At 64.4% G+C, this 24848-nt stretch carries 26 protein-coding genes; 10 read left to right on the forward strand and 16 right to left on the reverse strand.

The window, feature by feature from the left end:
- Positions 1-259: 259 nt before the first annotated feature.
- Positions 260-1222 (reverse strand): D-2-hydroxyacid dehydrogenase, encoded by a 963-nt coding sequence (locus GQB00_RS08445; RefSeq protein ID WP_165856568.1) that lies wholly within the window; start codon positions 1220-1222, stop codon positions 260-262.
- A 175-nt stretch (positions 1223-1397) separates the two neighbouring features.
- Between GQB00_RS08445 and tmpT the strand changes: the two genes are divergently transcribed.
- Positions 1398-2057, forward strand: coding sequence for a thiopurine S-methyltransferase (gene tmpT / locus GQB00_RS08450; RefSeq protein WP_165855903.1), 660 nt, complete (start codon positions 1398-1400; stop codon positions 2055-2057).
- A 17-nt stretch (positions 2058-2074) separates the two neighbouring features.
- On the opposite strand, the gene GQB00_RS08455 is transcribed toward tmpT, so the two are convergent.
- Both GQB00_RS08455 and GQB00_RS08460 read right to left on the reverse strand, forming a co-directional pair.
- Positions 2075-2482 carry a hypothetical protein gene (locus GQB00_RS08455; RefSeq protein ID WP_165855904.1) on the reverse strand — a complete coding sequence of 136 codons (408 nt, stop codon included), beginning with the start codon at positions 2480-2482 and terminating at the stop codon, positions 2075-2077.
- A gap of 148 nt (positions 2483-2630) precedes the next feature.
- Entirely contained in the window at positions 2631-3656 is a 1026-nt protein-coding gene (locus tag GQB00_RS08460) for a GlxA family transcriptional regulator (protein ID WP_165855905.1), read from the reverse strand.
- A gap of 110 nt (positions 3657-3766) precedes the next feature.
- Between GQB00_RS08460 and GQB00_RS08465 the strand changes: the two genes are divergently transcribed.
- The gene (locus GQB00_RS08465; RefSeq protein WP_165855906.1) at positions 3767-4660 is read left to right on the forward strand and encodes an alpha/beta hydrolase; all 894 of its coding nucleotides are present in this window, start codon (positions 3767-3769) and stop codon (positions 4658-4660) included.
- A 67-nt stretch (positions 4661-4727) separates the two neighbouring features.
- On the opposite strand, the gene GQB00_RS08470 is transcribed toward GQB00_RS08465, so the two are convergent.
- The 6 genes from GQB00_RS08470 to GQB00_RS08495 all read right to left on the reverse strand — a co-directional run bounded on the left by GQB00_RS08470 (position 4728) and on the right by GQB00_RS08495 (position 9526).
- Positions 4728-5186: an ATPase gene (locus GQB00_RS08470; protein WP_111494658.1), complete on the reverse strand. Its 459-nt coding sequence runs from the start codon at positions 5184-5186 to the stop codon at positions 4728-4730.
- A gap of 103 nt (positions 5187-5289) precedes the next feature.
- Positions 5290-5610 (reverse strand): antibiotic biosynthesis monooxygenase family protein, encoded by a 321-nt coding sequence (locus GQB00_RS08475; RefSeq protein WP_111494656.1) that lies wholly within the window; start codon positions 5608-5610, stop codon positions 5290-5292.
- A gap of 65 nt (positions 5611-5675) precedes the next feature.
- On the reverse strand, positions 5676-6422 hold the full coding sequence (locus GQB00_RS08480; RefSeq protein ID WP_165855907.1) for an ABC transporter permease: 747 nt from the start codon (positions 6420-6422) through the stop codon (positions 5676-5678).
- Positions 6422-7369: an ABC transporter ATP-binding protein gene (locus GQB00_RS08485; protein ID WP_165855908.1), complete on the reverse strand. Its 948-nt coding sequence runs from the start codon at positions 7367-7369 to the stop codon at positions 6422-6424. The genes GQB00_RS08480 and GQB00_RS08485 overlap by 1 nt, the downstream gene beginning before the upstream one ends.
- A 64-nt stretch (positions 7370-7433) precedes the next feature.
- Entirely contained in the window at positions 7434-8612 is a 1179-nt protein-coding gene (locus GQB00_RS08490) for an ABC transporter permease (protein WP_416234145.1), read from the reverse strand.
- On the reverse strand, positions 8609-9526 hold the full coding sequence (locus tag GQB00_RS08495) for an ABC transporter substrate-binding protein (protein WP_323127259.1): 918 nt from the start codon (positions 9524-9526) through the stop codon (positions 8609-8611). Before GQB00_RS08495 ends, GQB00_RS08490 begins: the two co-directional genes overlap by 4 nt.
- 544 nt (positions 9527-10070) lie before the next feature.
- Between GQB00_RS08495 and GQB00_RS08500 the strand changes: the two genes are divergently transcribed.
- From GQB00_RS08500 to GQB00_RS08510, 3 genes are all read left to right on the forward strand, one after another.
- Positions 10071-11993 carry a PrkA family serine protein kinase gene (locus GQB00_RS08500; RefSeq protein WP_111494648.1) on the forward strand — a complete coding sequence of 641 codons (1923 nt, stop codon included), beginning with the start codon at positions 10071-10073 and terminating at the stop codon, positions 11991-11993.
- Between the two features lie 250 nt (positions 11994-12243).
- The gene (locus GQB00_RS08505; RefSeq protein ID WP_204355797.1) at positions 12244-13530 is read left to right on the forward strand and encodes a YeaH/YhbH family protein; all 1287 of its coding nucleotides are present in this window, start codon (positions 12244-12246) and stop codon (positions 13528-13530) included.
- Positions 13527-15068 (forward strand): SpoVR family protein, encoded by a 1542-nt coding sequence (locus GQB00_RS08510; RefSeq protein WP_165855910.1) that lies wholly within the window; start codon positions 13527-13529, stop codon positions 15066-15068. The genes GQB00_RS08505 and GQB00_RS08510 overlap by 4 nt, the downstream gene beginning before the upstream one ends.
- 39 nt (positions 15069-15107) lie before the next feature.
- On the opposite strand, the gene GQB00_RS08515 is transcribed toward GQB00_RS08510, so the two are convergent.
- From GQB00_RS08515 to GQB00_RS08525, 3 genes are read right to left on the reverse strand one after another with little or no spacing between them, the layout of a single operon-like run.
- Positions 15108-16487, reverse strand: coding sequence for a sensor histidine kinase (locus GQB00_RS08515; RefSeq protein WP_165855911.1), 1380 nt, complete (start codon positions 16485-16487; stop codon positions 15108-15110).
- Positions 16484-17146, reverse strand: a complete 663-nt coding sequence (locus GQB00_RS08520; protein ID WP_111494640.1) for a response regulator transcription factor — start codon at positions 17144-17146, stop codon at positions 16484-16486. Before GQB00_RS08520 ends, GQB00_RS08515 begins: the two co-directional genes overlap by 4 nt.
- Positions 17143-17475: a PepSY domain-containing protein gene (locus GQB00_RS08525; RefSeq protein ID WP_228276686.1), complete on the reverse strand. Its 333-nt coding sequence runs from the start codon at positions 17473-17475 to the stop codon at positions 17143-17145. Before GQB00_RS08525 ends, GQB00_RS08520 begins: the two co-directional genes overlap by 4 nt.
- 172 nt (positions 17476-17647) lie before the next feature.
- On the opposite strand from GQB00_RS08525, the gene GQB00_RS08530 reads away from it, so the two are divergent.
- The 3 genes from GQB00_RS08530 to GQB00_RS08540 all read left to right on the forward strand — a co-directional run bounded on the left by GQB00_RS08530 (position 17648) and on the right by GQB00_RS08540 (position 19412).
- A complete protein-coding gene (locus tag GQB00_RS08530) occupies positions 17648-18121 on the forward strand; it encodes a PepSY domain-containing protein (protein ID WP_165855913.1) in 474 nt (157 codons plus the stop codon).
- Between the two features lie 186 nt (positions 18122-18307).
- On the forward strand, positions 18308-18676 hold the full coding sequence (locus tag GQB00_RS08535; protein ID WP_165855914.1) for a CidA/LrgA family protein: 369 nt from the start codon (positions 18308-18310) through the stop codon (positions 18674-18676).
- The gene (locus GQB00_RS08540; protein WP_165855915.1) at positions 18669-19412 is read left to right on the forward strand and encodes an LrgB family protein; all 744 of its coding nucleotides are present in this window, start codon (positions 18669-18671) and stop codon (positions 19410-19412) included. Before GQB00_RS08535 ends, GQB00_RS08540 begins: the two co-directional genes overlap by 8 nt.
- A gap of 24 nt (positions 19413-19436) precedes the next feature.
- Here GQB00_RS08540 and GQB00_RS08545 read toward each other — a convergent pair whose 3' ends face one another.
- From GQB00_RS08545 to GQB00_RS08560, 4 genes are all read right to left on the reverse strand, one after another.
- Entirely contained in the window at positions 19437-20066 is a 630-nt protein-coding gene (locus tag GQB00_RS08545; protein ID WP_165855916.1) for a TetR/AcrR family transcriptional regulator, read from the reverse strand.
- Between the two features lie 159 nt (positions 20067-20225).
- A complete protein-coding gene (locus GQB00_RS08550) occupies positions 20226-20684 on the reverse strand; it encodes an EVE domain-containing protein (protein WP_165855917.1) in 459 nt (152 codons plus the stop codon).
- Complete coding sequence (locus GQB00_RS08555) at positions 20659-21030, reverse strand: antibiotic biosynthesis monooxygenase family protein (RefSeq protein WP_165855918.1); 372 nt, start codon at positions 21028-21030, stop codon at positions 20659-20661. The genes GQB00_RS08550 and GQB00_RS08555 overlap by 26 nt, the downstream gene beginning before the upstream one ends.
- The gene (locus tag GQB00_RS08560) at positions 21023-21628 is read right to left on the reverse strand and encodes a DJ-1/PfpI family protein (protein WP_165855919.1); all 606 of its coding nucleotides are present in this window, start codon (positions 21626-21628) and stop codon (positions 21023-21025) included. The genes GQB00_RS08555 and GQB00_RS08560 overlap by 8 nt, the downstream gene beginning before the upstream one ends.
- A gap of 506 nt (positions 21629-22134) precedes the next feature.
- Here GQB00_RS08560 and GQB00_RS08565 point away from each other — a divergent pair.
- Positions 22135-23253: an HlyD family secretion protein gene (locus tag GQB00_RS08565; RefSeq protein ID WP_165855920.1), complete on the forward strand. Its 1119-nt coding sequence runs from the start codon at positions 22135-22137 to the stop codon at positions 23251-23253.
- Positions 23250-24779 carry a DHA2 family efflux MFS transporter permease subunit gene (locus tag GQB00_RS08570; RefSeq protein WP_165855921.1) on the forward strand — a complete coding sequence of 510 codons (1530 nt, stop codon included), beginning with the start codon at positions 23250-23252 and terminating at the stop codon, positions 24777-24779. Before GQB00_RS08565 ends, GQB00_RS08570 begins: the two co-directional genes overlap by 4 nt.
- The last annotated feature ends 69 nt before the right edge of the window (positions 24780-24848 follow it).

The raw sequence follows: 24848 nt of genomic DNA on the forward strand, positions 1-24848 counted from the left end.
GCACGAACGCGGAAAGGGCTGGAGTGGAGATCGCGCCCGTCCCCGGTACAACGGCGGCCGCGGTGTGGCGGGCATTCCCGGACACACCGGTCTTGTTATTGTCGTCGTTACGCACCTTCGCAGTGCGCATGGCGGCCAGTGTATGGCGACGACGACAGGACCGGCGTCCTTCCGGGGCGGACTTTTCAGGGGGGAGTCAGCGGGCGTAGGCGGGCCTGACGCCCGGCCACCGGCCCTGCGAGCGTGGAGTGAACCGCCATTACACCACCCAGCGCTCCTGGGTGCCGTTGCGGATACCCTCAAGGTTCGTTGCGGTGAGCTGCACCATGCGCTGCCGTGCCTCCTTGCTGGCCCAGGCGCAGTGGGGCGTGACGAGCAGGTTGGGGATGTCCGGCGACAACAGCACGTTGCCATTGGCCGGCGGCTCCTCGGTGAGCACGTCGAAACCGGCACCACCAATGCGGCCCTTGCGCAGGGCGTCGGCCAGGGCTTTCTCGTCCACCAGGCCGCCGCGGCTGGTGTTGATCAGCAGCGCGTGCTTCTGCATCTTCGCCAGGGCGTCGGCGTCGATCAGGTTGCGAGTGTCTTCGGTCAGCAGGCAATGCAGCGACAACACGTCCACCTGTGGCAGCAGTTCGTCCAGCGGAATGCGAGGATAGCCGTCCACGTCGCCGGCTTCCTGTCCCGGTCGCGCGCCCAGCAACACCTTCATGCCGAAAGCCGACGCCAACCGGGCAACGCCCTGCCCCAGATCGCCGTAGCCGACGATGCCAATGGTGCGCCCTTCCAGCTCCATGATCGGATGGTCCATCAGGCAGAACTGGCTGCTCTGCTCCCAGCAGCCGGCGCCCACGTCCTCGTGGTAGTCGACCAGACGCGTGGCCAGCGCCAGGATCAGGGTCATGGTGTGCTGGGTGACCGAGGCGCGGCCGTAGCGGATGGCGTTCACCACCTTGATGCCGCGAGCCCTGGCGGCCTCCAGGTCGATGTTGTTGGTGCCGGTGGCGGTGACGACAACCTGGCGGATGCCGGGGTGGGCATCGAAGTGCTCGGCGCCGATCACCACCTTGTTGGTGATGACGGTCTCGAACCCGGCAATGCGGTCATCCACCTGCTCCGGTGCCGTGCTCTGGTGCAGGACCAGTTCATCCACCGCATTATGAATGGGCGTCAGGTCCACATCGTGACCGAGGGTGGCGGCATCGAGGAAAACGGCTTTCATCATGATCGTTCCCTGGCGGTAAAGGTCTGGAATCCCTCCAGCTTACACGCTGAAGCGGACCGCATCACGGGTGCCAGATGACGGAGATGACAGGAAGCGGCGAAGAAGCTGACAGCCTGCCGACTCCGAGTCCATACTGGATTGAACGCAAAGCGACAGCAAAGGAGGTCGGTCGATGGACCACGAATTCTGGCACGCCCGCTGGGAGAAGCAGGAAATCGGTTTCCACGAGGGTACGGTGAACCGTTATCTCCACGACCACTGGCCGGACATGGTCCACACCGGCAACGAAACGGTACTGGTACCGCTGTGCGGCAAGTCAAAGGACATGTGGTGGCTGCACGACCGCGGGCATCCGGTGATCGGCGTGGAACTGAGCCCGGTGGCCTGCAAGGATTTTTTCGAGGAGGCCGAAGCCAAGGCCAGGGTGCATCCCGACCAGCCGTTCACCCGCTACACCCACGAGGAGCTCAGCCTCTGGTGCGGGGATTTCTTCCAACTGGTGCCGGACGACGTGCGCCATGTGCGCCAGGTCTACGACCGCGCCGCCCTGATTGCCCTGCCGCCGAACATGCGCCGGGAATACGCCGATCACCTGGAAGCCATCCTGCCGGAGGAGGCGTCCATCCTGCTGATCACCCTGGACTACGAAACGGGCGCCACCACCCCGCCGCCGTTCAATGTGAGCCCGGCGGAGGTGGCGGAACTGTTCGGCGACGACTTCGACATCGACTGCGTCCTTACCAACCCGCTTGAGAAGGATCATCCGTTCGCCAAGCGAAAGGGGCTGGAACACGGCTCGGAAAGCGTCTTCAGGCTACGCCGCAAGGCCTGAGTCCGGGCACGCCCGGTTCAGACGTGGCTCAGCACCTGATCCAGCGAGATCGCCGGAAACGAGTTCGGGTCATTGGGATCTTCGCTGAGCCACACATCCGTGGGCCACTCGGGAATCGCGCAGATCACCTCGTAATCCGACGAATCGCCCTTGCCCAGCACGTAGAACGCCGACGGCAACCAGGCGTTGCCCTGGTTGGGCGGCTCGGTGCTGATGGTAATGTCCGCGGGGGTGATCTGGCTCATGGTCTTGGTGCCGGAGGCGGGGATGGTCACCACCTGGGTGGAGCCCCGAGGGCCCGGCAGGGCGGCTTCCGACCCCGCAACCTGGGGAATGAGCACTTCGATGAACATGTTGGAATCCGCATTCGCCGCTGTGGAGGTGGATGCGATCACCAGGATGGATGTAACGGGTACGTCGGGCATGGCAACGACTCCTTTTCCGTGGAGGATGTCTACCGCATAGAGATTGTCCACCGCATGACGGTGGTTCCACAGGCCACTTCCCCGCTGCCTGTCCTGGCAGATTAGGTCGCCTTCGCATCCGGCACAAGTGACGCCGATCCCGGTTGATTCACACCTCCGCGGGACGGGGCTGCCGCCGTCCCGCCGACGGCACCACGTAGCTGAAGCGCCGGCGATATTGTTCCATGGTGCAGCCCACCGTGCGCTTGAACAGACGGCGGAAAGAGCTGGCATCCTCGTAGCCCACCGCCCAGATCACCTGCGAGGTCTGCCGACCACTGGATTCCAGCAGATGCTTGGCCGCCTCGATGCGCACATGCTGCAGGTAGCCAAGGGGCGTCTCTCCGGTGGCCTCCTTGAAGCGGCGCTTGAAGGTCCGCGCGCCCAGCCCCGCGACCGCAGCCACCTCATCCATCGCTACCGGCCCGGCGTAGTGGGCCTCCAGCCAGGTCTGGGCCTTATGGATGGCCGCGTCGGTGTGGGCCTTGTGGCCGTAGAAACTCATGTAGGGCGTCTGCTCCTGACGCCGGTTGTCCAGCACCAGCAGCTTGCTACAGGCCAGCGCCACCGCCGGCGACGCCAGCCGTTCGACCAGGTAGAGACACAGATCGACGAACGCCGTGGCACCCCCGGCACAAACCACCTGCCCGTTGTCCACCACCAGCTCGCTTTCCTCCAGCCGCACCGCCGGAAAACGCCGACGGAACAGCGCCGCCGCCCGCCAGTGGGTGGTGGCCACGCAGCCATCAAGCAACCCCGCCGCCGCCAGAATGAAGCTGCCGGTGCAGACACTCGCCAGCATCGCGCCACGCTCGTGGGCCGCTCGTAACCAGCCGAATACCGGCTCGGCCGCCGCCAGCGAGCGCTCCAGCCCCCGATCCACCAGCGCCGCCTCGATGGCCGAGCCGATCACGATCAGATCTGGCTGGATCGCGGCCCGGTCGCAGGTGGGTGTGACCAGGGCACCGCTGTAGCCGCGTACCGGCTGATCGTCGACGGTGACGATATGGCATTCGAAGCCGGTCGCGGCGGCGTCCATCCGCGCGCAATAGTGGGCGACGGTGAAGAAGTCCATCACCCCGTGGATGCCGGACGCGTGGCAGTCCGGCTGGGCAAGCACGGCAACACGAATCATCGATATGTCCCTTTTCGCACCTTTAATGTCAAATATGACACTCCGACGTCGGCCGCACAAGCCCTAACCTGAGCCTGTCGTTCACAGCAGCATCCACTGGGAGACTCGCTATGACCATCCACATGAAATCGATTGCCGATGCCGTTCCCCAACCGGCGCCGTCCCGGAAATCCTGGCGCCAGGTCGCCACACACAAGGCGCTGACAATCTACGACCGCCTGTCTCCGGAAGCCGCCGGCCGTCTGGTACACCAGCGTTTCTTCCGGCCCGGACGGCTGCCCATGCCGTCGCGCTACGAGCCTCTGCTCGACCGGGCAGAGGCCCATACCCAACTGCATCAGGGCGCCAATACGCTTCCGGTGTACAGCTGGGGAAGCGGGCCCGTGATTCTGGGCGTCCACGGCTGGTCCGGCGCCGGCATCCAGTTCGGCGCCTACGTCGAGCCGCTGGTGGCCGCCGGCTTCCGGGTGGTGCTGTTCGACGCGCCGGCCCATGGCCGGGCCCAGGGTCGCCAGACGGACCTGTACGAGATGAGCGCCGTCGTGCGGCATGTGGCGGACAGCGTGGGGGGCGTCTACGGGGTGCTGGCCCATTCTCTCGGGACTCTGGCGGCGGCGCGGGCCATTGCCGACGGCCTTGGCACGCAACGACTGGTATTGCTGGCCCCGCCGCTGGACCTGGCGTCGGTGGTGGATCGACTGGGCGTCGATCTGGGCATCCCGGAAAAGATCCTGGACGTACACCGGCGTCTGATGGCGGAGCGGTTCGGCCGTCGCGTCTGGGACGAGCTGTCGCTGTCGCGGCTGGCGCCGACCCTGCCGGTCCGGGGCCTGGTGGTGGTCGACAGCACCGATCGCGCCGTCGCGCCCGGTCACAGCGAGCAGGTCGGACGTCTCTGGGAAACATCGCAGGTGTTGCGCACCCAGGGTCTCGGCCACCACCGGATTCTGTGGCATGACACCGTCGTCGCCCCGGTGCTGGATTTCCTGGGCGCCCACAGCTGAACCAACGACGGGGGCCGCCACGCCGGCCCCCGCCTTGATCCCGCAGGATATCGGGATACGACGGCTGTCAGACGTCGTCCATGCTGCGGATCTGGCGCGCCAGGCGCATGGATTCGTTCTTCTCCATCGCCAGCAGCTCCTCCATCAACTCGGACACCTCGGGGATCTCGGCCTTGCGGATCAGGCTCTCGTAGAGCGCGATCAGCTCGTCATGGAACTCGAAGACTTCTCGGGCAATCTCCTCGAAGTTCAGGCTGGCGTAGTGGGTATCGGTCTTGCGCCGCGTTTCGAACGGGTGAAGGTTGAAAAAATCGTACAGGCAGGTTTGCAACACATTGGGGTCCGCCTGCTTTTCGAACTCGCGGGTAATGCGTTCCAGTTCCGACTCGTGCGTCGCAAGATATTGCAGCAGCGCGCTGGCGCGCTCGTCCTCGTTGCGCCCGGCCGAGTCTTCCAGGCTGCTGGACAGGTGGGCGTGGAGCTGCCGCGCCCAGTCGATCAGATCTTCGAACGTCTTGATTTCCATCGATGGCTCTCCGTTATCGGGGACTCGACGCCGTTCTCGCGATGACCGACTTTTAGTTTAACTTAGAAACTACCCGGGCACATTACACCTATGCCATCCGCACTCATTGCCGATCCGGGTCAGGAATGACCACCCATTCCGGCTCCTCGAATTCGCCCACGCGGCGAATCTCCACGAACGGGGCGGCGCTGCGGATGATCGCCTTGATCTCCTCGTTGGGCTTCGATTCCATGGCATCGCGATTGGCTTTGGTGTCCCAGTGGGCGATGGCGATCAGACGCCGGGGATCGCCGATCATCCGGTGCAGTTCGGTGCCCCGTGCGCCCGGTGCCTGCTGGATCAACTCGCTGGCGCGCACCCAGGCGTCGGCGTATTCCTCAGCGGTGTGGCCATCTTTGACGGTGACTTCGAAAATGTACTTCATGAGCCTCTCCAGCCGGTTGACGATGTCATGGTAGTCACCGGCCGCGATACTGGAAATGTCGTCGTTCAGGCCGGAGCATAGCGAATACCGTAGTGCCGTTCCCAGTTCCGCTCCAGCGCCTCGAAGACGCTGTCGGTAGCCAGCGCCAGCAAGCCGATCAGGATCGCTCCCTGCAGCACGAAGGCGGTATTGCCGTTGACCAGTCCGGCGATCACCGGATCGCCCAGAGTCCGGGCACCGACGGTGGAACCGATGGCCGCCGTGGCGATGTTGATGGTGACCGAGGTGCGGATGCCGGCCAGGATCACCCGTCCGGCCAGGGGCAGCTCCACCTGCAGCAGAACCTGTCGGGCGGACATGCCCATGCCGCGGGCCGCCTGGATGACGGTGGGATCAATGCCATCGATGCCGGCCAGGGTATTGCGCAGGATCGGCAACAAGCCGTAGAGAATCAACGCCACCAGGGTGGGCCCCTCGCCGAAGCCCAGTGCCGGCACCGCCAGCGCCAGCACCGCCACCGGCGGGAACGTCTGGCCTATGGCGGCGATCTGGCTCACCAGGGGCAGAAAATCCCGCCCCGACGCCCGGGTCACGAAGAGGCCGCCGGACACCGCCGCGACGGTGCCCACCAGCGCCGACACCAACACCAGCAGACTGTGGTTACCCAGCAGCGACAGGAACGACGAGCGGTCGTAGATCACGTTGCCCGTATCCGGCTGCAGCCAGCGAAAGACCGGCTCCAGCAGCGGCATCCCGAGGGTCAGGGCAAGCAGGAGCAGCATCCAGAGTACGGGGGCCAGCCAGTGCCGCATCAGGCCGCCACCGCCATCAGCCGTTCCCGGCTGAGCACGCCGGTCTCAAAGCCCTGGGCGTCGAACACAGACACCTGCGGCAGGTCCTGCCACATCATCACCGACAGCGCCAGGCGCAGGTTGTCGTCCTCGCGCAGGCCATCCTGCCCGGGCTCTGCCGGCCGCGGCTTGGCGTGAGGGATCATCAGGTCGCGCACCGGACGCAGGGCAAGCAGGCGCAAGCCCCGATCCTGCTTGCCCACCAGGCTCTCGACGAAGTCCGAGGCCGGCCGGCGCAGGATGTTCTCCGGTGTGTCGTGCTGGACAATGCGCCCCTGGTCCATGACCGCGATGCGGGTGGCCAGGCGCAGGGCCTCGTCGATGTCGTGGGTGACGAACACCGTGGTTTTCTTGAGCTGGCGCTGCAGGCGCAGCATTTCCTGCTGCAGGCTTTCCCGGGTAATGGCGTCGAGCGCCCCGAACGGCTCGTCCATCAGCAGGATATTGGGGTCCGCCGCCAGCGCCCGGGCCACGCCTACCCGCTGGGCCTGGCCGCCGGAGAGCTGGTGCGGGTATTTGTGGGCGAACCCGGCCGGGTCCAGCCCGAACAGGCTGAGCAGCTCGGCGACGCGGGCGTCGATGCGCTCACGGGACCAGTCCAGCAGGTTGGGCACCAGGGCGATGTTGCGCGCCACGCTCCAGTGCGGGAACAGCCCGGTGCCCTGGATCGCGTAGCCCATGTTGATGCGCAACCGGTCCGGGTCCACCGCGTTGATGTCCTCGCCATCGATCAGGATCTCGCCGCTGCTGTGGGGCAACAGGCGGTTGATCATTTTCAGGGTGGTGGACTTGCCACACCCGGAGCTGCCCACCAGCACGCACACCTCGCCGGTCTCGATGGTCAGGTCGATGTGATCGACCGCAACCGTGTCGCCGAAACGACGGGTGACGTTCTTCAGTTCGATCATTGCGGTGAACTCCTCAACACTCTCATCCCTCTTCAGCAACGCTCCTGCGGCTCTACGTCAACACTCATGCGGGCACGGGGCGGGCCTGCAGGGCGGCCGCCAGGGCCGACAACATGGCATCGGCGGCCAGCGCCAGGGCAATGGTCGGCAGCGCGCCTAGCAGCACCAGGTCCATGGCCGCCTGCCCCAGTCCCTGGAAGATAAAGGTTCCGAAACCACCCGCGCCAACCAGCGCCGCGACGGCGGTCAGCCCCATGGCCTGAATGGTGGTGATGCGCACGCCTTCAACGATGACCGGCAGCGCCAGCGGCAGACGCACCTGCAGGAACAACTGGCGCGGGTTCATGCCCATCCCCTGCCCGGCTTCCAGCACCGAGCCGGGCACCTCGGTCAGCGCCACATAGGTGTTGCGCACCATCGGCAGCAGGCTGTAGGCAATCAGGGCCAGCAGCGCCGGCGCCCAGCCAATACCGCGCACGCCGAGCTCCTGCAGCCAGGGCAAGGCCGAGCTGAGGGCGCTGAGTGGCGCGATCAGCAGGCCGAACAACGCCAGGCTGGGAATGGTCTGCAGGAAACTGGCCAGGGACATGACCGGGCGGCGCCAACGCTCGTTGCGCATCATTTTCAGCGCCAGGGCGAAGGCCAGCACGAAGCTGATCGCCACCGCGCCCAGGGCCAGCCCGAGGTGGGCCCAGAGAGCCTGGACGAACTGATCCGGCCGGTTGTCGAACTCGCGCACCAGCGACAGGCTCGACAACGCCGGACGGCTGAACAGCCAGCCCCACGCCCCGAGAATCAGGCCCAGTACCGCCAGTTGGCTCCATCGGCCGCTGCCCCGCCGGCCCAGCACCTCAATCAGCATCAGCACCAGCAGGAACAGCAACGCCCAGAAGCCGGCACCGATGGCACTGCGGGCGTAGGGTGCATCCGCCGGCAGGTGCAGGCCGGTGAAGCGGATCAGCAGCAGCGGGAGGGCGGCAAGGGCCAAAACCAGCCCCAACGAAAGCATCAGCGAACGCCGCCGCACCGGCAGTATGGCCAGGGCTACAACCGCCAGCAGGAACAGGGTAACCACAGCGGCGCCGCTCAAGCCCACCGCACTGAAGAGGCCATAGCCGGTCCCCGGCACGATCCGGTTGGGCTGGATACTGCCCAGATCCAGCGACCAGACGAGAATGAGCGCCATCAGGCCCAGCACCGGCAGCACCCGGCTGGGCCGTTTATCCGGATGGGACAAGGTCAATCCTGTTTCAGGGAATCCAGGTACTGGCGAGCCACGTCGGCCGCCGGTGCGCCGTTCACCGCCACCTCGCCATTCAGGCGCTGCAGGGTTTCCAGGTCGAGCGATTCGAACACCGGCCGGAGCGCGTCACGGATCCCGGGGTAGGCCTCCAGCACCGCCTCGCGCACGATCGGCGCCGGCTGGTAGACCGGCTGCACGCCGCGGGTGTCGCTCAGCACTTTCAGGTCGAGGGCGTTGAGGCCGCCGTCGGTGCCGTAGGTCATGGCGCCGTTGACGTCGTTGTCGTTGAGCGCGGCGGCGCGCATGGTGGCGGCGGTGTTTCCGCCGGAGAGCACCAGCAGCTGGTCGGCGTCGAGCTTGAAGCCATAGGCCTGCTGGAACGCCGGCAACGCACTGGCGGACTCAACGAATTCGGCGCTGGCGGCGAACCGGAAGTCGCCGCCGTCGTTGATGTAGGCGGCCAGGTCATCGAGGGTGGTCAGGCCCGCTTCCCGGGCGAGGTCGCCGCGCACGCTCATGGCCCAGGTGTTGTTGGCGTCGGCGGGCGTCAGCCAGACGATTTTCTCGGCGTCGTAGTCAAGCTTGCTGGCCATCTCATAGGCTTTGTCGGCGTCCTTCCACACATCGCTGTCGGCCATGTCGTAGAAGAAACCGGCGTTGCCGGTGTACTCCGGGTAAATATCGATCTCACCCGCCTTGATGGCGTTGCGCACGATGTTGGTGGCGCCGAGCTGGATGCGGTTTTCCACCGGGATGCCCGCGCGCTCCAGGCTCTGCAGGATCATCTGCCCCAGCACCGAACCTTCGGTATCGATCTTGGAGGACACCACTACCGGATCGGCCGCCAGGACCGGGCCGGACACGCACAGCAACAGCACCGCCAGGGTCTGGCGGATTCGCGGGATCAGGGACACGGGGCTCTCCTTATGGCTTCTTTTCATTTCTCTGGCGTCTCGTTTTGCCGGGATGGGAACGTGAGTATCGGTCTGTCTATACGAACCCGATTTCAGTCTAAGTCACCGAATGACGAAGGCAAGACAAATCCGGACGGATGCGCCCTTCACAGCGCCGACGCCCATCCACGGGACAATGGGTCGCCGGTCCCTTATAGCGGTGATTGAGAGGTTCTATCTCCGCACCGACGACATCGCGTCTACGCTGAAAATGACCGAATAAAAACCGCGAAAACCCCGATTGGAGCCTGCGTCATCAAGGTGCGGAAAAGGGAGCAACAATCCTGAAACAAAAAAGATTCGTAACTGTCCAAGTGGCCAGAGCTGAACTAAGCTGAAATCAGCCAGACCGGAATCCGACCACCGGCGCATTCCGGGTCTGCGACTCCCATTTCCTTATTATCCATCCACCTCTGGGGCGCCGGTGAATTGGCGATCCTGACGATACGAATCGGGGAACAGAAACGTGTAGTTGTGCGTCCAACATTGCGAGCGAGGGTCCTATATGAGCATTCTGCAGCATTTCAAAGACCGGTATGAATCAACTCAGGAGGAAGAGTTTTCCCTTGAGGAATACCTGGAGATCTGCAAACGCGACCCGTCGGCCTATGCCACGGCAGCCGAGCGGATGTTGCTGGCTATCGGCGAGCCGGAAAAGATAGATACCTCCCGCGATCCACGCCTGTCACGGATCTTCTCCAACAAGGTCATCAAGCGTTATCCCGAATTCGACGAGTTCTACGGCATGGAAGACGCCGTCGAGAACATCGTCTCCTTCTTCAAGCACGCGGCCCAGGGCCTGGAAGAGAAGAAGCAGATCCTCTACCTGCTGGGTCCGGTCGGCGGCGGTAAATCGTCCCTGGCGGAAAAGCTCAAGCAGCTGATGCAGAAGGTGCCCTTCTACGCCATCAAGGGTTCACCGGTGAACGAATCGCCGCTGGGCCTGTTCGATCCGGACGAGGACGGCCCGATCCTCGAAGAAGAGTTCAACATTCCCACCCGTTACCTCAAGCCGATCATGTCGCCCTGGGCGGTGAAACGGCTGCACGAGTTTAACGGTGACATTTCCCAATTCCGCGTGGTCAAGCGCTACCCGTCGATTCTCGATCAGATCGGCGTGTCCAAGACCGAGCCCGGCGACGACAACAACCAGGACATCTCCGCCCTGGTGGGCAAGGTCAACATCCGCATGCTGGAAGAATTTTCCCAGGACGATCCGGATGCCTACAGCTTTTCCGGTGGTCTGAGCAAGGCCAACCAGGGCCTGATGGAATTCGTCGAGATGTTCAAGGCGCCCATCAAGGTTCTGCACCCGCTGCTCACCGCCACCCAGGAAGGTAACTACAACACCACCGAGGGCATGGGCTCAGTGCCGTTCGACGGCATCATCCTGGCCCACTCCAACGAATCCGAATGGCAGACCTTCCGCAACAACAAGCATAACGAAGCGTTCCTCGACCGGGTCTACATCGTCAAGGTGCCCTACTGCCTGCGGGTGAGCGAGGAAATCGACATCTACCGCAAGCTGTTGCGCCACAGCTCCCTGCAGGGGGCGCCCTGCGCGCCGGACACCCTGGACATGCTGGCCCAGTTCACGGTGCTGTCGCGCCTGAAAGAACCCGAGAACTCCAGCATCTACTCGAAGATGCGGGTCTACGACGGCCAGAACATCAAGGACACCGATCCCAAGGCCAAGTCGATCCAGGAGTACCGCGACACCGCCGGCGTCAACGAGGGCATGGACGGCCTGTCCACCCGCTTCTCGTTCAAGATCCTGTCCAAGGTGTTCAACTTCGACACCACGGAAATCGCCGCCAACCCGGTGCACCTGCTCTACGTGCTGGAGAAGCAGATCGAACAGGAACAGTTCCCCAACGAGGTGCAGGAACGCTACCTACGCTTTATCAAGGAATACCTCGCGCCGCACTACGTCGAGTTCATCGGCAAGGAAATCCAGACCGCCTACCTGGAGAGCTACAGCGAGTACGGCCAGAACCTGTTCGACCGCTACGTCACCTACGCCGACTTCTGGATCCAGGACCAGGAGTACCGCGACCCCGAGACCGGCGAAATTCTCAACCGCTCCGCCATCAACGACGAGCTGGAGAAAATTGAGAAGCCGGCCGGCATCAGCAACCCGAAGGATTTCCGCAACGAGGTGGTCAACTTCGTCCTGCGGGCCCGAGCCAACAACCAGGGCCAGAATCCATCCTGGCTCAGTTACGAGAAGCTGCGCAGCGTGATCGAGAAGAAGATGTTCTCCAACACCGAGGACCTGCTTCCGGTCATCTCCTTCAACCCGAAGGCCTCGCAGGAAGACCAGAAGAAGCACAAACAGTTCGTCGAACGGATGGTCGAGCGCGGGTACACCGAGAAGCAGGTCCGCCTGCTGGCCGAGTGGTACCTGCGGGTCAGGAAGTCCCAGTAACGGAACGGCCGCTGGCCGCCTGAGAGCGGCCACGACCCTGAACCAGGTTGGGAGTCGGGAACAGAGGAACAAGGCTCCTTTAAATTGACTTCGAGAGTTCCGGGGCGCGCCTGGATGCATGAAGTGCAAGGCGCACGGAGCACAGCCAGCAAGGCATACCTGCCGGGTAGGTGAGCTGGTGCGCACCGCGCAACGCCGCAATTCATGTGGCCAGGGCGACCTCCACCGACAACTGGAGATATTTATGGGGATGACCCATATCGTCGACCGCCGCCTGAACGGCAAGAACAAGAGCGCCGTGAACCGCGAACGCTTCCTGCGCCGCTACCGCCATCACATCAAGAAGGCGGTGGCGGACGCGGTCCAGCGCCGCTCAATCACCGACATCGAGCGCGGCGAGAACGTCAGTATTCCTTCGAAAGACATCGACGAACCCATATTCCACCATGGCCAGGGCGGACACCGGGAAATAGTGCATCCCGGCAACAAGGAATTCGTCGCCGGCGACACCGTGCCCAAACCCCAGGGCGGCGGTGGCGGCCAGGGCCAGGGCGGCGCCAGCCCGGACGGGGAAGGCATGGACGAATTCGCCTTCCAGATCACCCAGGACGAATTCCTGGATTTCCTGTTCGACGACCTGGAACTGCCCAACCTGGCCCGCAAGAAACTCAAGGACACCGAGGCCTTCAAGTACGAACGGGCCGGCTTCACGTCCCAGGGCATCCCCGCCAAGCTGGACGTGGTGCGCTCCCTGCGCGGCGCCCACGCTCGCCGGCTGGGTCTGGGCGGCGCCCGCAAGCGCAAGCTGCGGGAGCTGGAAGCGCAACTGGCTGAGCTCAAGGCCCATCCGCACGAACCGGATCCGGCGTTCAGCCCACAGGACCAGATCGACGCCCTGGAAGCGGAGATCAAACGCCTGAAAGGCAATCTGCGCCGCATCCCCTGGATCGACGAAATCGACCTGCGCTATCGCCAGCATGTGAAGAAGCCCAAGCCGGCCACCAGTGCGGTGATGTTCTGCCTGATGGACGTGTCCGGCTCGATGACGCAGGTGCACAAGGACATCGCCAAGCGCTTCTTCATCCTGCTGTACCTGTTCCTGAAGAAGAACTACAAGCGCATCGAGGTGGTGTTTATCCGCCACCACACCAGCGCCAAGGAAGTGGACGAGGAAGAGTTCTTCTACTCCCGGGAAACGGGCGGCACCATCGTGTCCAGCGCGCTCAAGCTGATGAAGCAGATCGTCGACGCCCGCTACTCGCCCTCGGAGTGGAACATCTACGCCGCCCAGGCCTCGGACGGCGATAACTGGAACGACGATTCGCCCATCTGCGGCAAGATCCTGGCCGACCAGATCCTGCCGCTGGTGCAGTACTACGCCTATGTCGAGATCACGCCCCAGGATCACCAGATGCTCTGGTACGAGTACGAGAAGATCCTGGAGCAGGACCCCAACAGCTTTGCCATGCAGCAGATCGCGGACCCGGGCGACATCTACCCGGTCTTCCGCCAGTTGTTCGAGAGGAAAGCCGCATGACCGGAACCGTCGACAGACCGCCAGAAACCCGGCAGCCGATCTCCACCACATCGGAGTGGACGTTCGACCTGATCCGGCAATACAACGACGAAATCGCCCGATGCGCCGAGGAATTCGGCCTGGATACCTACCCCAACCAGATCGAGGTGATCAGCGCCGAGCAGATGATGGACGCCTACAGCTCGGTGGGGATGCCGGTGGGCTACCACCACTGGTCGTTCGGCAAGCAGTTCCTGAACACCTCCAAGGGCTACAAGCGCGGGCAGATGGGGCTGGCCTACGAGATCGTGATCAACTCCGATCCCTGCATTGCCTACCTGATGGAAGAGAACACCCTGCCCATGCAGGCGCTGGTGATCGCCCACGCCTGCTACGGTCACAACTCCTTCTTCAAGGGCAACTACCTGTTCCGCACCTGGACCGACGCCAGCGCCATCATCGACTACCTGGTCTTCGCCCGGCACTACGTGGCCGAATGCGAAGAGCGCCACGGCCTGGATGCGGTGGAACAGATCCTGGATTCCTGCCATGCCCTGATGAACTACGGCGTGGACCGCTACAAGCGCCCCTCCCCCATCTCCGCGGCCGAGGAGCAGCGCCGTCAGAAGGAGCGCGAAGAGTACATGCAGCGTCAGATCAACGACCTCTGGCGCACCATTCCCCGCATGGGCGCCGAAGAAGACAGCGACGAGCGCAAGCGCAGCCGCTACCCGGCAGACCCGCAGGAGAACCTGCTCTACTTCATCGAGAAAAACGCGCCGCTGCTGGAACCCTGGCAGCGCGAGCTGATCCGCATCGTGCGCAAACTGGGCCAGTACTTCTATCCCCAACGCCAGACCCAGGTGATGAACGAGGGCTGGGCCAGCTTCTGGCACTACACCCTGCTGCACCGGATGTACGAGAAAGGTCTGGTGACCGACGGCTTCATGCTGGAATTCCTGCAGAGCCACACGGCGGTGATCTATCAACCGCCGTTCGACAGCCCATGGTATTCGGGCATCAACCCGTACACGCTGGGCTTTTCCATCTACACGGACCTGCGCCGGATCTGCGAGGAGCCGACGGACGAGGATCGCGCCTGGTTCCCGGACATCGCCGGCTCCGACTGGGTGGAAACCCTGCATTTCGCCATGAGGAACTTCAAGGATGAGAGCTTCATCCAGCAGTTCCTGTCACCCAAGGTGATGCGGGATCTCAAACTGTTCGCCATTTCCAGCGAGGAGGATGAGGACGTCTACCGCATCACCGCGATCCACGACGAGGTGGGCTACCGCGCCCTGCGGGAGAAGCTGGCGCGCCAGTACAACCTGAGCTACCGCGAGCCCAACATCCAGGTGTGGAACGTGGACCTGCGCGGCGATCGCTCGCTGACCCTGCGCCACGTGCCGGCCGACGGTATCCCCCTGGGCGAGAGCACCAGCGAAGTGCTGCGTCACACTCACCGGCTGTGGGGGTTCGATGTGCATCTGGAGAGCGTCGACGACGGTACTGTGGTGGAAGAATTCCACTGCCCGCCCCACCATCTGGACGACGACTGAGGCATCCTGGTCAACGATCCGGCACAGGCGCCGGTCCGCTCAATCCGCTGACAGGCGCCGTCCCTCCGGGCCCGGGTTGCCCCGGGCGACCGGCAGGGAGACCTCAACCTGCAGGCCACCTTCGTCGGCGCGACCGAGTTGCACATCGCCGCCATACAGCGCCACCAGTTCGGTGACAATCGCCAGCCCAAGGCCGGAACCAGCACGCGACTCATCCAGCCGTCGCCCCCGCTCCAACGCCTCGGCGCACTGCTCCGGTGTCATTCCCGGGCCGTCGTCGGCCACCCGCATCGTCAACCGTTCTTCCTCCAGCGAGACCCTGAAAAAAAGCGCAGAACTTGCCCATTTCAGGGCATTTTCCAGCAGGTTTCCGGCAATTTCCTGCAGGTCCTGCGGGTCCATGCGAACCCGACCCTGCGGCATCGGCGCGGCTCGACAGGCCAGGCCCTGCCGCTCCGCCATGCGACCGATCCCGGTCACGACTGGCGCCAGGGTCTCATCCACCCGGGCCACCCGGGAGAGGGGCGCGCCGCCCGCCGCCGACGCCCGCGCCAGATGGTGCCGGACCGCCGCATCGAGGCGGTCCAGTTCCGTCAGTAACGGTCGGGCCTCAGATTCCGGCAGACGTTCGCAGTAGGCGCGCAGTACCGAACTCGGCGTCTTCAGGGCGTGGGCCAGGTTGCCGGCCGCGGTGCGACCGCGCTCGATCAAGTGGCGGTCACGCTCCAGTACCCCGTTCATGGCCTCGGCCAGGTCGTTGAGTTCGGTGGCAAAGCCGGTTTCCAGACGTTCGTCCTCGCCGGTTTCCACCCGCCGCAGATTGGCGTGGATGCGGCGCAGCGGCGACAGCCCCCAGCGGATCTGCAGGGCCAACCCCGCCAGCAACAATCCCCCCAGGCCGGCCAGGGACCACCACAGCAGACGGCCGAAGCGGGTCACTTCGGCGTCCAGATCTTCGCGGCTGGCCGCCACCGCCAGGTGCAGGGTGGCAGGCAGGTTGGGCAGTTCGACGTCCCGCTCGACGACCCGCAGGCGCTGGTTCCGGGGACCGTTGCGATCACCGATGTGCAGGCCGGATCGATCCGCCGTGGCCAGGCGCTGGTCCCACAGAGATCGGGACGTCAGAGCCAAACCGTTGCCGTCCGACACCTGCCAGTACGAGCCGGAGAACACCTGCTCGAAGCGAGGATCCCCCAGGCTGCGCGCCATCGACAGATCACCGCTGGCCGGGTCGTATTCAACGCCCGCCACCAGTACGTTGAGCAGCGAACGCAGGCGCTGGTCGAAGGCGGTGGTGACCGACTGCTCGAAGTTATAACGCAGCAACACACCGGCCAGCGGCAACGCCAACAGGACCAGCACCAGTGCGGCCACCAGCAGGCGGGTGTTGATCGAGAGACTGCGCGGGGCCGGCGTCATTCGCCGCCCAGGATGCGATAGCCCTGGCCCCGCACGGTTTCGATACGGTGACTGCCCAACTTGCGGCGCAGCCGGCTGATCTGCACGTCGATGACGTTGGAGTCGGGTTCCTGGTCCCGGTCGTAGACGTGCTCGGCCAGCTCGATCCGGCTGACAAGCCGCGGCGCGGCATGCATCAGGTAGCCCAGCAGCCGGGTTTCCTGGGCGGTCAGCGAGACCGGCATCCCGGCCAGGGTAACCTGCCCCACGTGGGTGTCGTAGGCCAGATCGCCGATACTGAGCACCGGATGGGCATGGCCGTGACTGCGCCGCACCAGGGCCCGCAGGCGGAACAGCACCTCGGCCGTCTCGAACGGTTTGGTGACGTAATCGTCAGCGCCGGCGGAAAAGCCGGCGGCCTTGTCGGACCAGCGCTCGCGGGCGGTGAGCACCAGCACCGGCAGGTCGATGCCCTCATCCCGCCAGCGCGCCAGCCAGTGGGTCCCATTGCCGTCGGGCAGGCCCAGGTCCAGGATGACCACGTCGTAGCGCTCGGTCTTGAGCAGGAAATCGCCGTCGCCACCGCTGGCTGCCGTTTCCACCAGCACCTCGGCCTCGCGCAGCGACCTCGCCAGCGTCCCGGCCAGCGCCTGGTCGTCCTCGATCAGCAATACTTTCATCGACGCTCCATGCTCTCGATGCCGCGACCTTCGATGCCGATCACCTCGCCTGTGGCGGCATCCACCTCGAACTCGACGATCTGCCCATCCGGCCCCAGCATCTCGATCTCGTAGATGGATTCGCCGTCGTCGCGTTCGAACTCCACTTCCACAACCTGGCCCCGGTAGCGCTCTTCCAGGTGGTCGAGCACGGACTGCAGGGGCTGCACACGGCCGGCCTCGACCTCCCGGTGCAGGCGACGCCACTCATCGTCATCAGCGTGCAGGCCCGCAGCCCACCCCAGTACCAGCAGGGGGACGGCCATCATCAGCATGAGCTGTTTTGTCATCAGTCGGATCCTCATGCCAACAAGTGTGGCAAACGCGAGATGAACGGAACATGAACGGATCGCTCAGCCCCGGGTCAGGCCGCTTCCGGTACAACAGTATGCCATGGCCTCCCCGACAGATGGCCACGACCGAATCAACCGACACGCTTCAATCAACTCAAGGAGTAGCCACATGACCATTCGCAACCTCATTCTCGGCACCACCCTGGCCAGCCTCGTGGCCCCCGCCGCCTTCGCCGCCAACGCTGCCACCGGCGCATCCGTCAATCTGGACGACGCGCTCGCCGCCGGCTCCGCCCACGGGTTCACCCACTACGAGGAAATCGACCTGGACGATCGGCACGGCTTCGAGCTGGAAGGCTGGCTCGACAACCAGTGGCGCACCAAGGTGGAATTCAGCCGGGACGGCGAAGCCCGCCACGAGAAGCGTGAACGGCGTGACAACGGCCCTCGTGGGCTCGACGCCGAACGTGTGCGTGAAGCCGCTGAGGTGGCCCGTGGCGAAGGGCTGGCACAGATCGAGGAAATGGACCTGCACGAGGACCACGACCGCATCCAGCTGGAAGGCCGCGACGAGCAGGGCCATGAGCTGGAGATCACCCTGCAGCGCAGTGATCTGGGCGTGATCGAAGTCGACCGCGACTGATACTGCCACCGATAGCAAGCTGCTATGAAGGCAAACCGCTTCCAACGGGTTGCCGAGCCATGTAACCACCCGCCCCGTCTGTCCACCTCATGCAGACGGGGTGACTTTCCCGGTCAGCAATGCTTTCATTAACCGTACGGGACCAGCGTCCCGCGCACGTTTTGACATCCTGCATTGCGAGACCCCATGCAATTCCTCAACGGCATCACCATCCTGCTGGTCTACCAGTTGGTGGGCGAAGTGATCGTCCGCCTGTTCGATCTGCCCATTCCCGGACCGGTGATGGGCATGCTCCTGCTGTTCCTGTCGCTGCTGCTGCGCGGCAAGGTGGACCCATCGATGGACACCGCCGCCCGGGGGCTGCTCAGCCACTTATCGCTGCTGTTCATCCCCGCCGGCGTGGGGATGATGGTGTACTTCAGCCGGATCCTCGACGAGTGGCTGCCGATTGCCCTGGCGCTGGTGCTGAGTACCGCAATCACCATGGCGGCCACCGCCGGTGCGATGGTCGCCACCCAGCGACTGCTGGCCAGGAGGGAAGGCAGCGATGGCTGAGACCGACCTGACCCGCATCTGGGTGTACCTGTCCGCCTCGCCGCTGCTGGGGCTGACGCTCACGCTGGTGGCCTATCTTCTCGCGCACCGTCTTTACCTGCGCTGCAACAGCAACCCGCTGCTGAACCCGGTGATCACCGCCATCCTGGCGCTGATCCTGTTCCTCAAGCTCACCGGCACCAGCTACCAGACCTATTTCGACGGCGCCCAGTTCGTCCACTTCCTGCTGGGACCGGCCACCGTGGCGCTGGCGGTCCCGCTGTACCAGCAGTTCTCCCGGCTACGGGCGGTGCTGGTGCCGGTCATCGTGGCGCTGCTGATCGGGGTGATCGTCGGCGCGGCGAGCTCCATCATCATCGCCTGGGCCTTCGGCGCCTCCCCGGAAACCCAGCTGTCACTGGCGCCCAAGTCGGTAACCGCGCCGGTGGCGATGGGTATCTCGGACGAGATCGGTGGCATTCCCTCGCTGACGGCGGTGCTGGTGGTGGTCACCGGCATCATCGGCGCGCTGATCGGCACGCGGCTGTTCGCTTCCCTGCGGATTCGCGATGACAGCGTGCGCGGTATCGCCATGGGCGTGGCGGCCCACGGCATCGGCACCGCCCGGGCGTTCCAGATCAGCCCCATGATGGGCGCCTTCTCCGGGCTGGCCATGGCGCTGTCGGCGTTCGCCACGTCGGTGTTCCTGCCGTGGCTGGTGGATTGGCTGCGGGCGGTATCGCCGGGGTGGCTGTAAGGGCATTCGGGACCGGGCAACCGGCTAACGAACGGCGGCCACCGAGCGCAAATAGGCCAGCATGGCCCGGCGCGCCTGCTCCACGATGGCGTCGCTGATCAGATCCTCGCGGAAGTAGCCGTGGCGCAGACAGGCCGCACCGATGTCCACCGCCAGGGTCATGACGTCCGGCTCGGTGAGCGGGTGCACGTCCGGCTGGTGCCGTTCAAGCCAGTGGCGCAGGTGCTTGCCGATATCCTGGTGGTTGAATTCGAGGGACTGGAAACCTTCACGGCTCATGGGGCCACCGAGGATCAGGATCCGCGCCGCCCGGTGCTCGTTGTAATAGTCCGCCACCACCCGCAACGCCGAACCCAGCATATCGTCGACGCTGACGTCCCCCACCAGATCCAGCAGCCGGGCCAGCTGCTGGGCAACCGTGTCCAGGTGCCGGGCGGTCAGGGCCAGCAGCAGGGCGTACTTGCTGGGGAAGAACTGATAGACCGACGAGCGGCTCAATCCGGATGCCTTGGCCACCTCCGGGATAGACAGTTGCTCCGGGCCATTCTCGAGCAACAGCGCCTCGGCCGCCGCCATCATCTGCGCGACCCGCTGCCGGCTGCGTTCCTGGGAGGGTTTGCGGGACTGGATCGGCTTGTTCTCCGACGAACTCATAAGGTCAGGACTCCAACAACGCATCCGTGCCGTGTGCATTTGTCTGCGGAAGCGCGCGGCGGGACCGGCCACATTCCAACGAACTCTTACGAAGACCGACGCCAACAGGATTCACCGAATGCCGGATCGCTGAAAGGGCACCCGCCGGTTAAACCCCGGTCAGTCCGTCATTGACAGGATGTGGCGCCACTGGGCCTCGGTCACGGGCATCACCGACAACCGCGCTCCGCGCTGCACCAGCGGCATCTCCGACAGTTCCGACGCCTCCTTCAACGCCTTGAGCGGAATCACGCGCTGGAAGCGTTGCTCGAAGACCATGTCCACCGCCTGCCAGCGGGGCTTGTTCTGCGGGCTTTTGGGGTCGTAATAATCCGATTCTGGATCGAACTGGAGCCGGTCGGGATAGGGCTCACTCACCACACGAACGACGCCCGCCACGCCGATCACTTTGCAACTGGAGTGATAGAGCAGTACGCGATCGCCGGGCGCCATCGACGCCAGGAAGTTACGCGCCTGGTAGTTGCGCACGCCATCCCAGGGGATCCGTTTTTCGGGATCGGCGGCAAAGTCATCGATGCCGCACTCGTCCGGTTCACTCTTGACCAGCCAGAACGCCATCCGGCACCTCCGTATCCATCGCGAATGCGTAGGCCCGTTCCACCCGGGCGATGCGCACGGTGTATTCCTGGTACCAGCGCTCACGCCCCAGCCGCTGGGCCAGGCGATGGTCAGCCTGGCGCTTCCAGTCGCGGATCGAGTCCAGGTCGGACCAGTAGGACACGGTGATGCCCACATCCTCCCGGGCGGACTCGACACCGAGAAAACCCGGCTGCTGCGACGCCAGCGCCACCATGGCCTGGGCCATCTCACCGTAGCCGTCGTCGCCAGCGGTGCGCAGCGAGGTGAATATCACCGCATAGTAAGGCGGCTCCGGCGTGGTTGCGATCGGGGGGTTGTCAGCCATTTTCCGTCCAGTTGAATTCCATCTGCCGAGCGGTTTTCAGCGCCAGCTCGCGTCCGGCGATGCGCTCGACGACGTGCAGGCTCATATCGATGCCGGCGGAGATGCCGCCCGAAGAGATGACGTCGCCCTGGTCGATCCAACGCCGACCCGGCAGCACCTTGATGGCCGGGAACTGGTGACGCAGGTCGTCCATATCCTCCCAGTGGGTGGTGGCGGTGCGGCCATTGAGCAACCCGGCGGCCGCCAGCAGGAAAGCGCCGGTGCAGACCGACGCCGTCAGGTTGGCCTGGTCGGCGGTTGCCTCGATCCAGCGGATCACCGAGGCCTTCTCCAACTCCTCGGTCACCACGCCGCCCGGCACCAGCAGCAGATCGATGTCCGGGTGATCGGCGATGGTGCAATCCGCGTTGACCTTGAGCCCCGCCCGGACACGGACCGGCTCATCGTGCTGGGACACGGTCATCACCGAGAAAGGCTCCGGCCCCACCGGATGCTCACGTCGATAGACCCGCGACGCGGTGGTGAACACTTCGTAGGGCCCGGCAAAGTCCAGCAGCTCCACATCATCAAACAGGTAAATCCCGACAACCGTTGTCATGATTTTGTTTCCCTTATCGGACAGAACCGTCCCTAACCTCGACGATACGCCCAGTCGCTGACGCTCTCCAGCCTAATCGTCGACCGCGAGGACAACCGTTGAGACGTCGATCTTGATCCATCTCAACTCAAACCGGTCGACTTCCAACTAATTCCGGAACAGCTGCGTATCATGCTCTAGCTGGCCACCCGGGTCCATGTCTTAACCTCGACAGCCCCCGGCGATGGCTTTGGGTCAATAGAGCCCAATTCATCAGGCAATCCCGTCGGGAATTCCGCTATTCCCACGGGATGTCTCGCTCTATATAGTTAGCAACCTATATAGGTTTGATGCCGAAGGAGTTCCGCCAACACCCCCAAGAAAAAAGGGGACCCTTCCTGCGATTCCCGAGCAACGGGCCGCTGCACAGGCCCTTTGCCGACGCAACAGACGACAGCAGGACGCATCCATCGCACCGCCTGCCCGGCATACAGCTGCCCGACATAAAGACAGTGGAGACAACACCCATGAGCAATACCGACCAGGCGTCCGAGCCCGCGCCACAGCCGGCCCGGACATCGAAAATCCGGCGCGTCCTGCTGATCGGCATTCCGCTGACCGCCGTTGTTGTCGGCGGGCTGATCAGCCTCTTTGGTGGACGCTACGTATCCACCGAAAACGCCTACATCGGCTCACCGCTGGTGAACATCGCACCCCAGGTGAGCGGCCCGATCACCCGCGTGCTGGTCGACGATAACGAAGCGGTCAGCCAGGGCGATCTGATGCTGCAGATCGATCCGGCGCCGTACCGGATCGAAGTCGCCCGCGCCGAAGCGCAACTCAGGCAGGCCGCCAATGCCATCAACAGTCTCAAGGCCAGCTACGCCACCGCCCAGGAGCAGCTCGCCAAAACCGAAGAAGACGTCGACTTCGCCAAGCGCGAACTGGCGCGCCAGCAGGCCCTGGCCAAACGCAATCTGGCGTCGCAATCGGAGCTGTCCCAGTACCAGCACGATTACACCTCCGCCGTGCGCCAGCGCGATGCCAACAAACGCGAGCTGAAACGCATCGCCGCCAGCCTGGGTGGCGACCTGAACCTGCCGGTGGAGCAATACCCGGACTACCAGGCCGCCGCCGCCAGCCTGGAGCAGGCCCGACTGGACCTGGCCCACACCCGCATCACCGCCCCGTTCGGCGGCATCGCCGCCAACACACCGGACCCCGGTGCCTACGCCACCGTCAGCTCGCCACTGATGAGCCTGGTGGGCAACGGCGATCTGTGGATCGACGCCAACTTCAAGGAAACCGCCCTCACCCGAGTGCACCCGGGGCAGTCGGTCAACATCGAAGTGGACACCTACCCCGACCGGGAATTCCACGGCCACGTGGCCAGCATCGCCCAGGCCACCGGCGCCGAGTTCTCGGTGCTGCCGGCACAGAACGCCACCGGCAACTGGGTCAAGGTGGTCCAGCGTATCCCGGTGCGCATCCGTTTTGACGACGCCGGACCGGACGACGGCCTGCGCGCGGGCATGAGTACCGTTGTCGACATCGACACCGGCTACCCCACCTCCGACCTGCCGCTGGTCGGCTGGCTGCGGGGCCTGGTCGGTGAAGCCCAGGCGGCCGAGAGCCCGACTGAATGACCACCGCCACGGCGACCCCGGCCGCCGACGAGGGCGGCCTGAAACGGGGCTGGATCACCCTCTCCATCATGTTGGCGACGATCATGCAGGCGCTGGACACCACCATCGCCAACGTGGCCCTGCCCAACATGAAAGGCAGCATGTCGGCCACCGAGGAACAGATTTCCTGGGTGCTGACGTCCTACATCGTGGCCGCCGCCATCGCCACGCCACTGACCGGTTTTCTGTCGGGACGACTGGGCCGGCGACGCCTGTTTATCGTGTCGGTGATCGGCTTTACCCTCGCCTCGGTGCTGTGCGGGATCGCCGCCAACCTGGAGGAGATCGTGCTGTTCCGCCTGCTCCAGGGCATCTTCGGCGCCGGCCTGGTGCCGCTGTCCCAGGCGGTATTGCTGGACACCTACCCCAAGGAAAAGCACGGTTCCGCCATGGCCATGTGGGGCATGGGCGTGATGGTCGGGCCGATCCTGGGGCCGACCCTGGGCGGCTACCTCACCGAGTACCTGAACTGGCGCTGGGTGTTCTTCATCAACCTACCCTTCGGCATCCTGTCGCTGCTGGGTATCCTGGCGTTCGTGCCGGAAACCGAGCGCATGAAGCGCCGCTTCGACCTGTTCGGCTTTGCCCTGCTGGGGATCGCCATCGGCGCGCTGCAGCTGCTGCTGGACCGGGGCCAGAGCGAGGACTGGTTCTCGTCCCTGGAGATCCAGATCGAGACCGCCGTGGCCGCCTGCGCCTTCCTGATGTTCCTGGTGCACATGTTCACCCACCGCGAGCCGTTCGTGGAGCCGGGCCTGTTCCGGGACCGCAACCTGGCCACGGGGCTGGTGTTCATCTTCATTGTCGGCATCATCCTGCTGGCGACGCTGTCATTGCTGCCGCCGTTCCTGCAGAACCTGATGAACTATCCGGTGATCATGACCGGCCTGGTGCTGGCGCCACGTGGGCTGGGCAGCATGTTCTCGATGATGCTGGTGGGCCGTCTGGTGAACCGGGTGGACATCCGCCTGCTGATCCTGACCGGGCTGATCCTGATCACGGCGAGCCTGTTCGAGATGGCCAACTTCAACACCGAGGTGTCCGTGCTGCGCCTGGTGGTGACCGGCATTGTCCAGGGCATGGGGCTGGGCCTGGTGTTCGTGCCCCTGAGCACCATCACCTTCGCTACCCTGCAGCCCCGTTACCGCACCGAAGCGACCGCCATGTTCAGCCTGATGCGCAACATCGGCAGCTCCATCGGCATCTCGGTGATGGTGACCCTGGTGGCACGCAACACGCAGATCAACCACGCCACCCTCGGCGAATACCTCAACCCGTTCCGCCCGGCGTTCGACGCGTTGACGCTGCCCGGGGGCATCGCCCGGGACAGCACAACCGGGCTGAGTCTGCTCAATGACATGGTCACCGCCCAGGCCAGCGCCATCAGCTATCTCAACGACTTTCGCCTGATGGCGTGGGTGACGCTGGCGTCGATTCCGCTGCTGCTGGTGTTCCGATCCCCCAAACAATCGAAGACAACGGGCTGACCCTGAGGTTGGCCCGTTACCGTCCGGCGCACGTACCCTATACTCGTTCCATTCTCCTGACTGCGAGCC

It is taken from the genome of Marinobacter sp. JSM 1782161 (assembly GCF_011421605.1).
In the GTDB taxonomy this organism is placed as follows: domain Bacteria; phylum Pseudomonadota; class Gammaproteobacteria; order Pseudomonadales; family Oleiphilaceae; genus Marinobacter_A; species Marinobacter_A bohaiensis.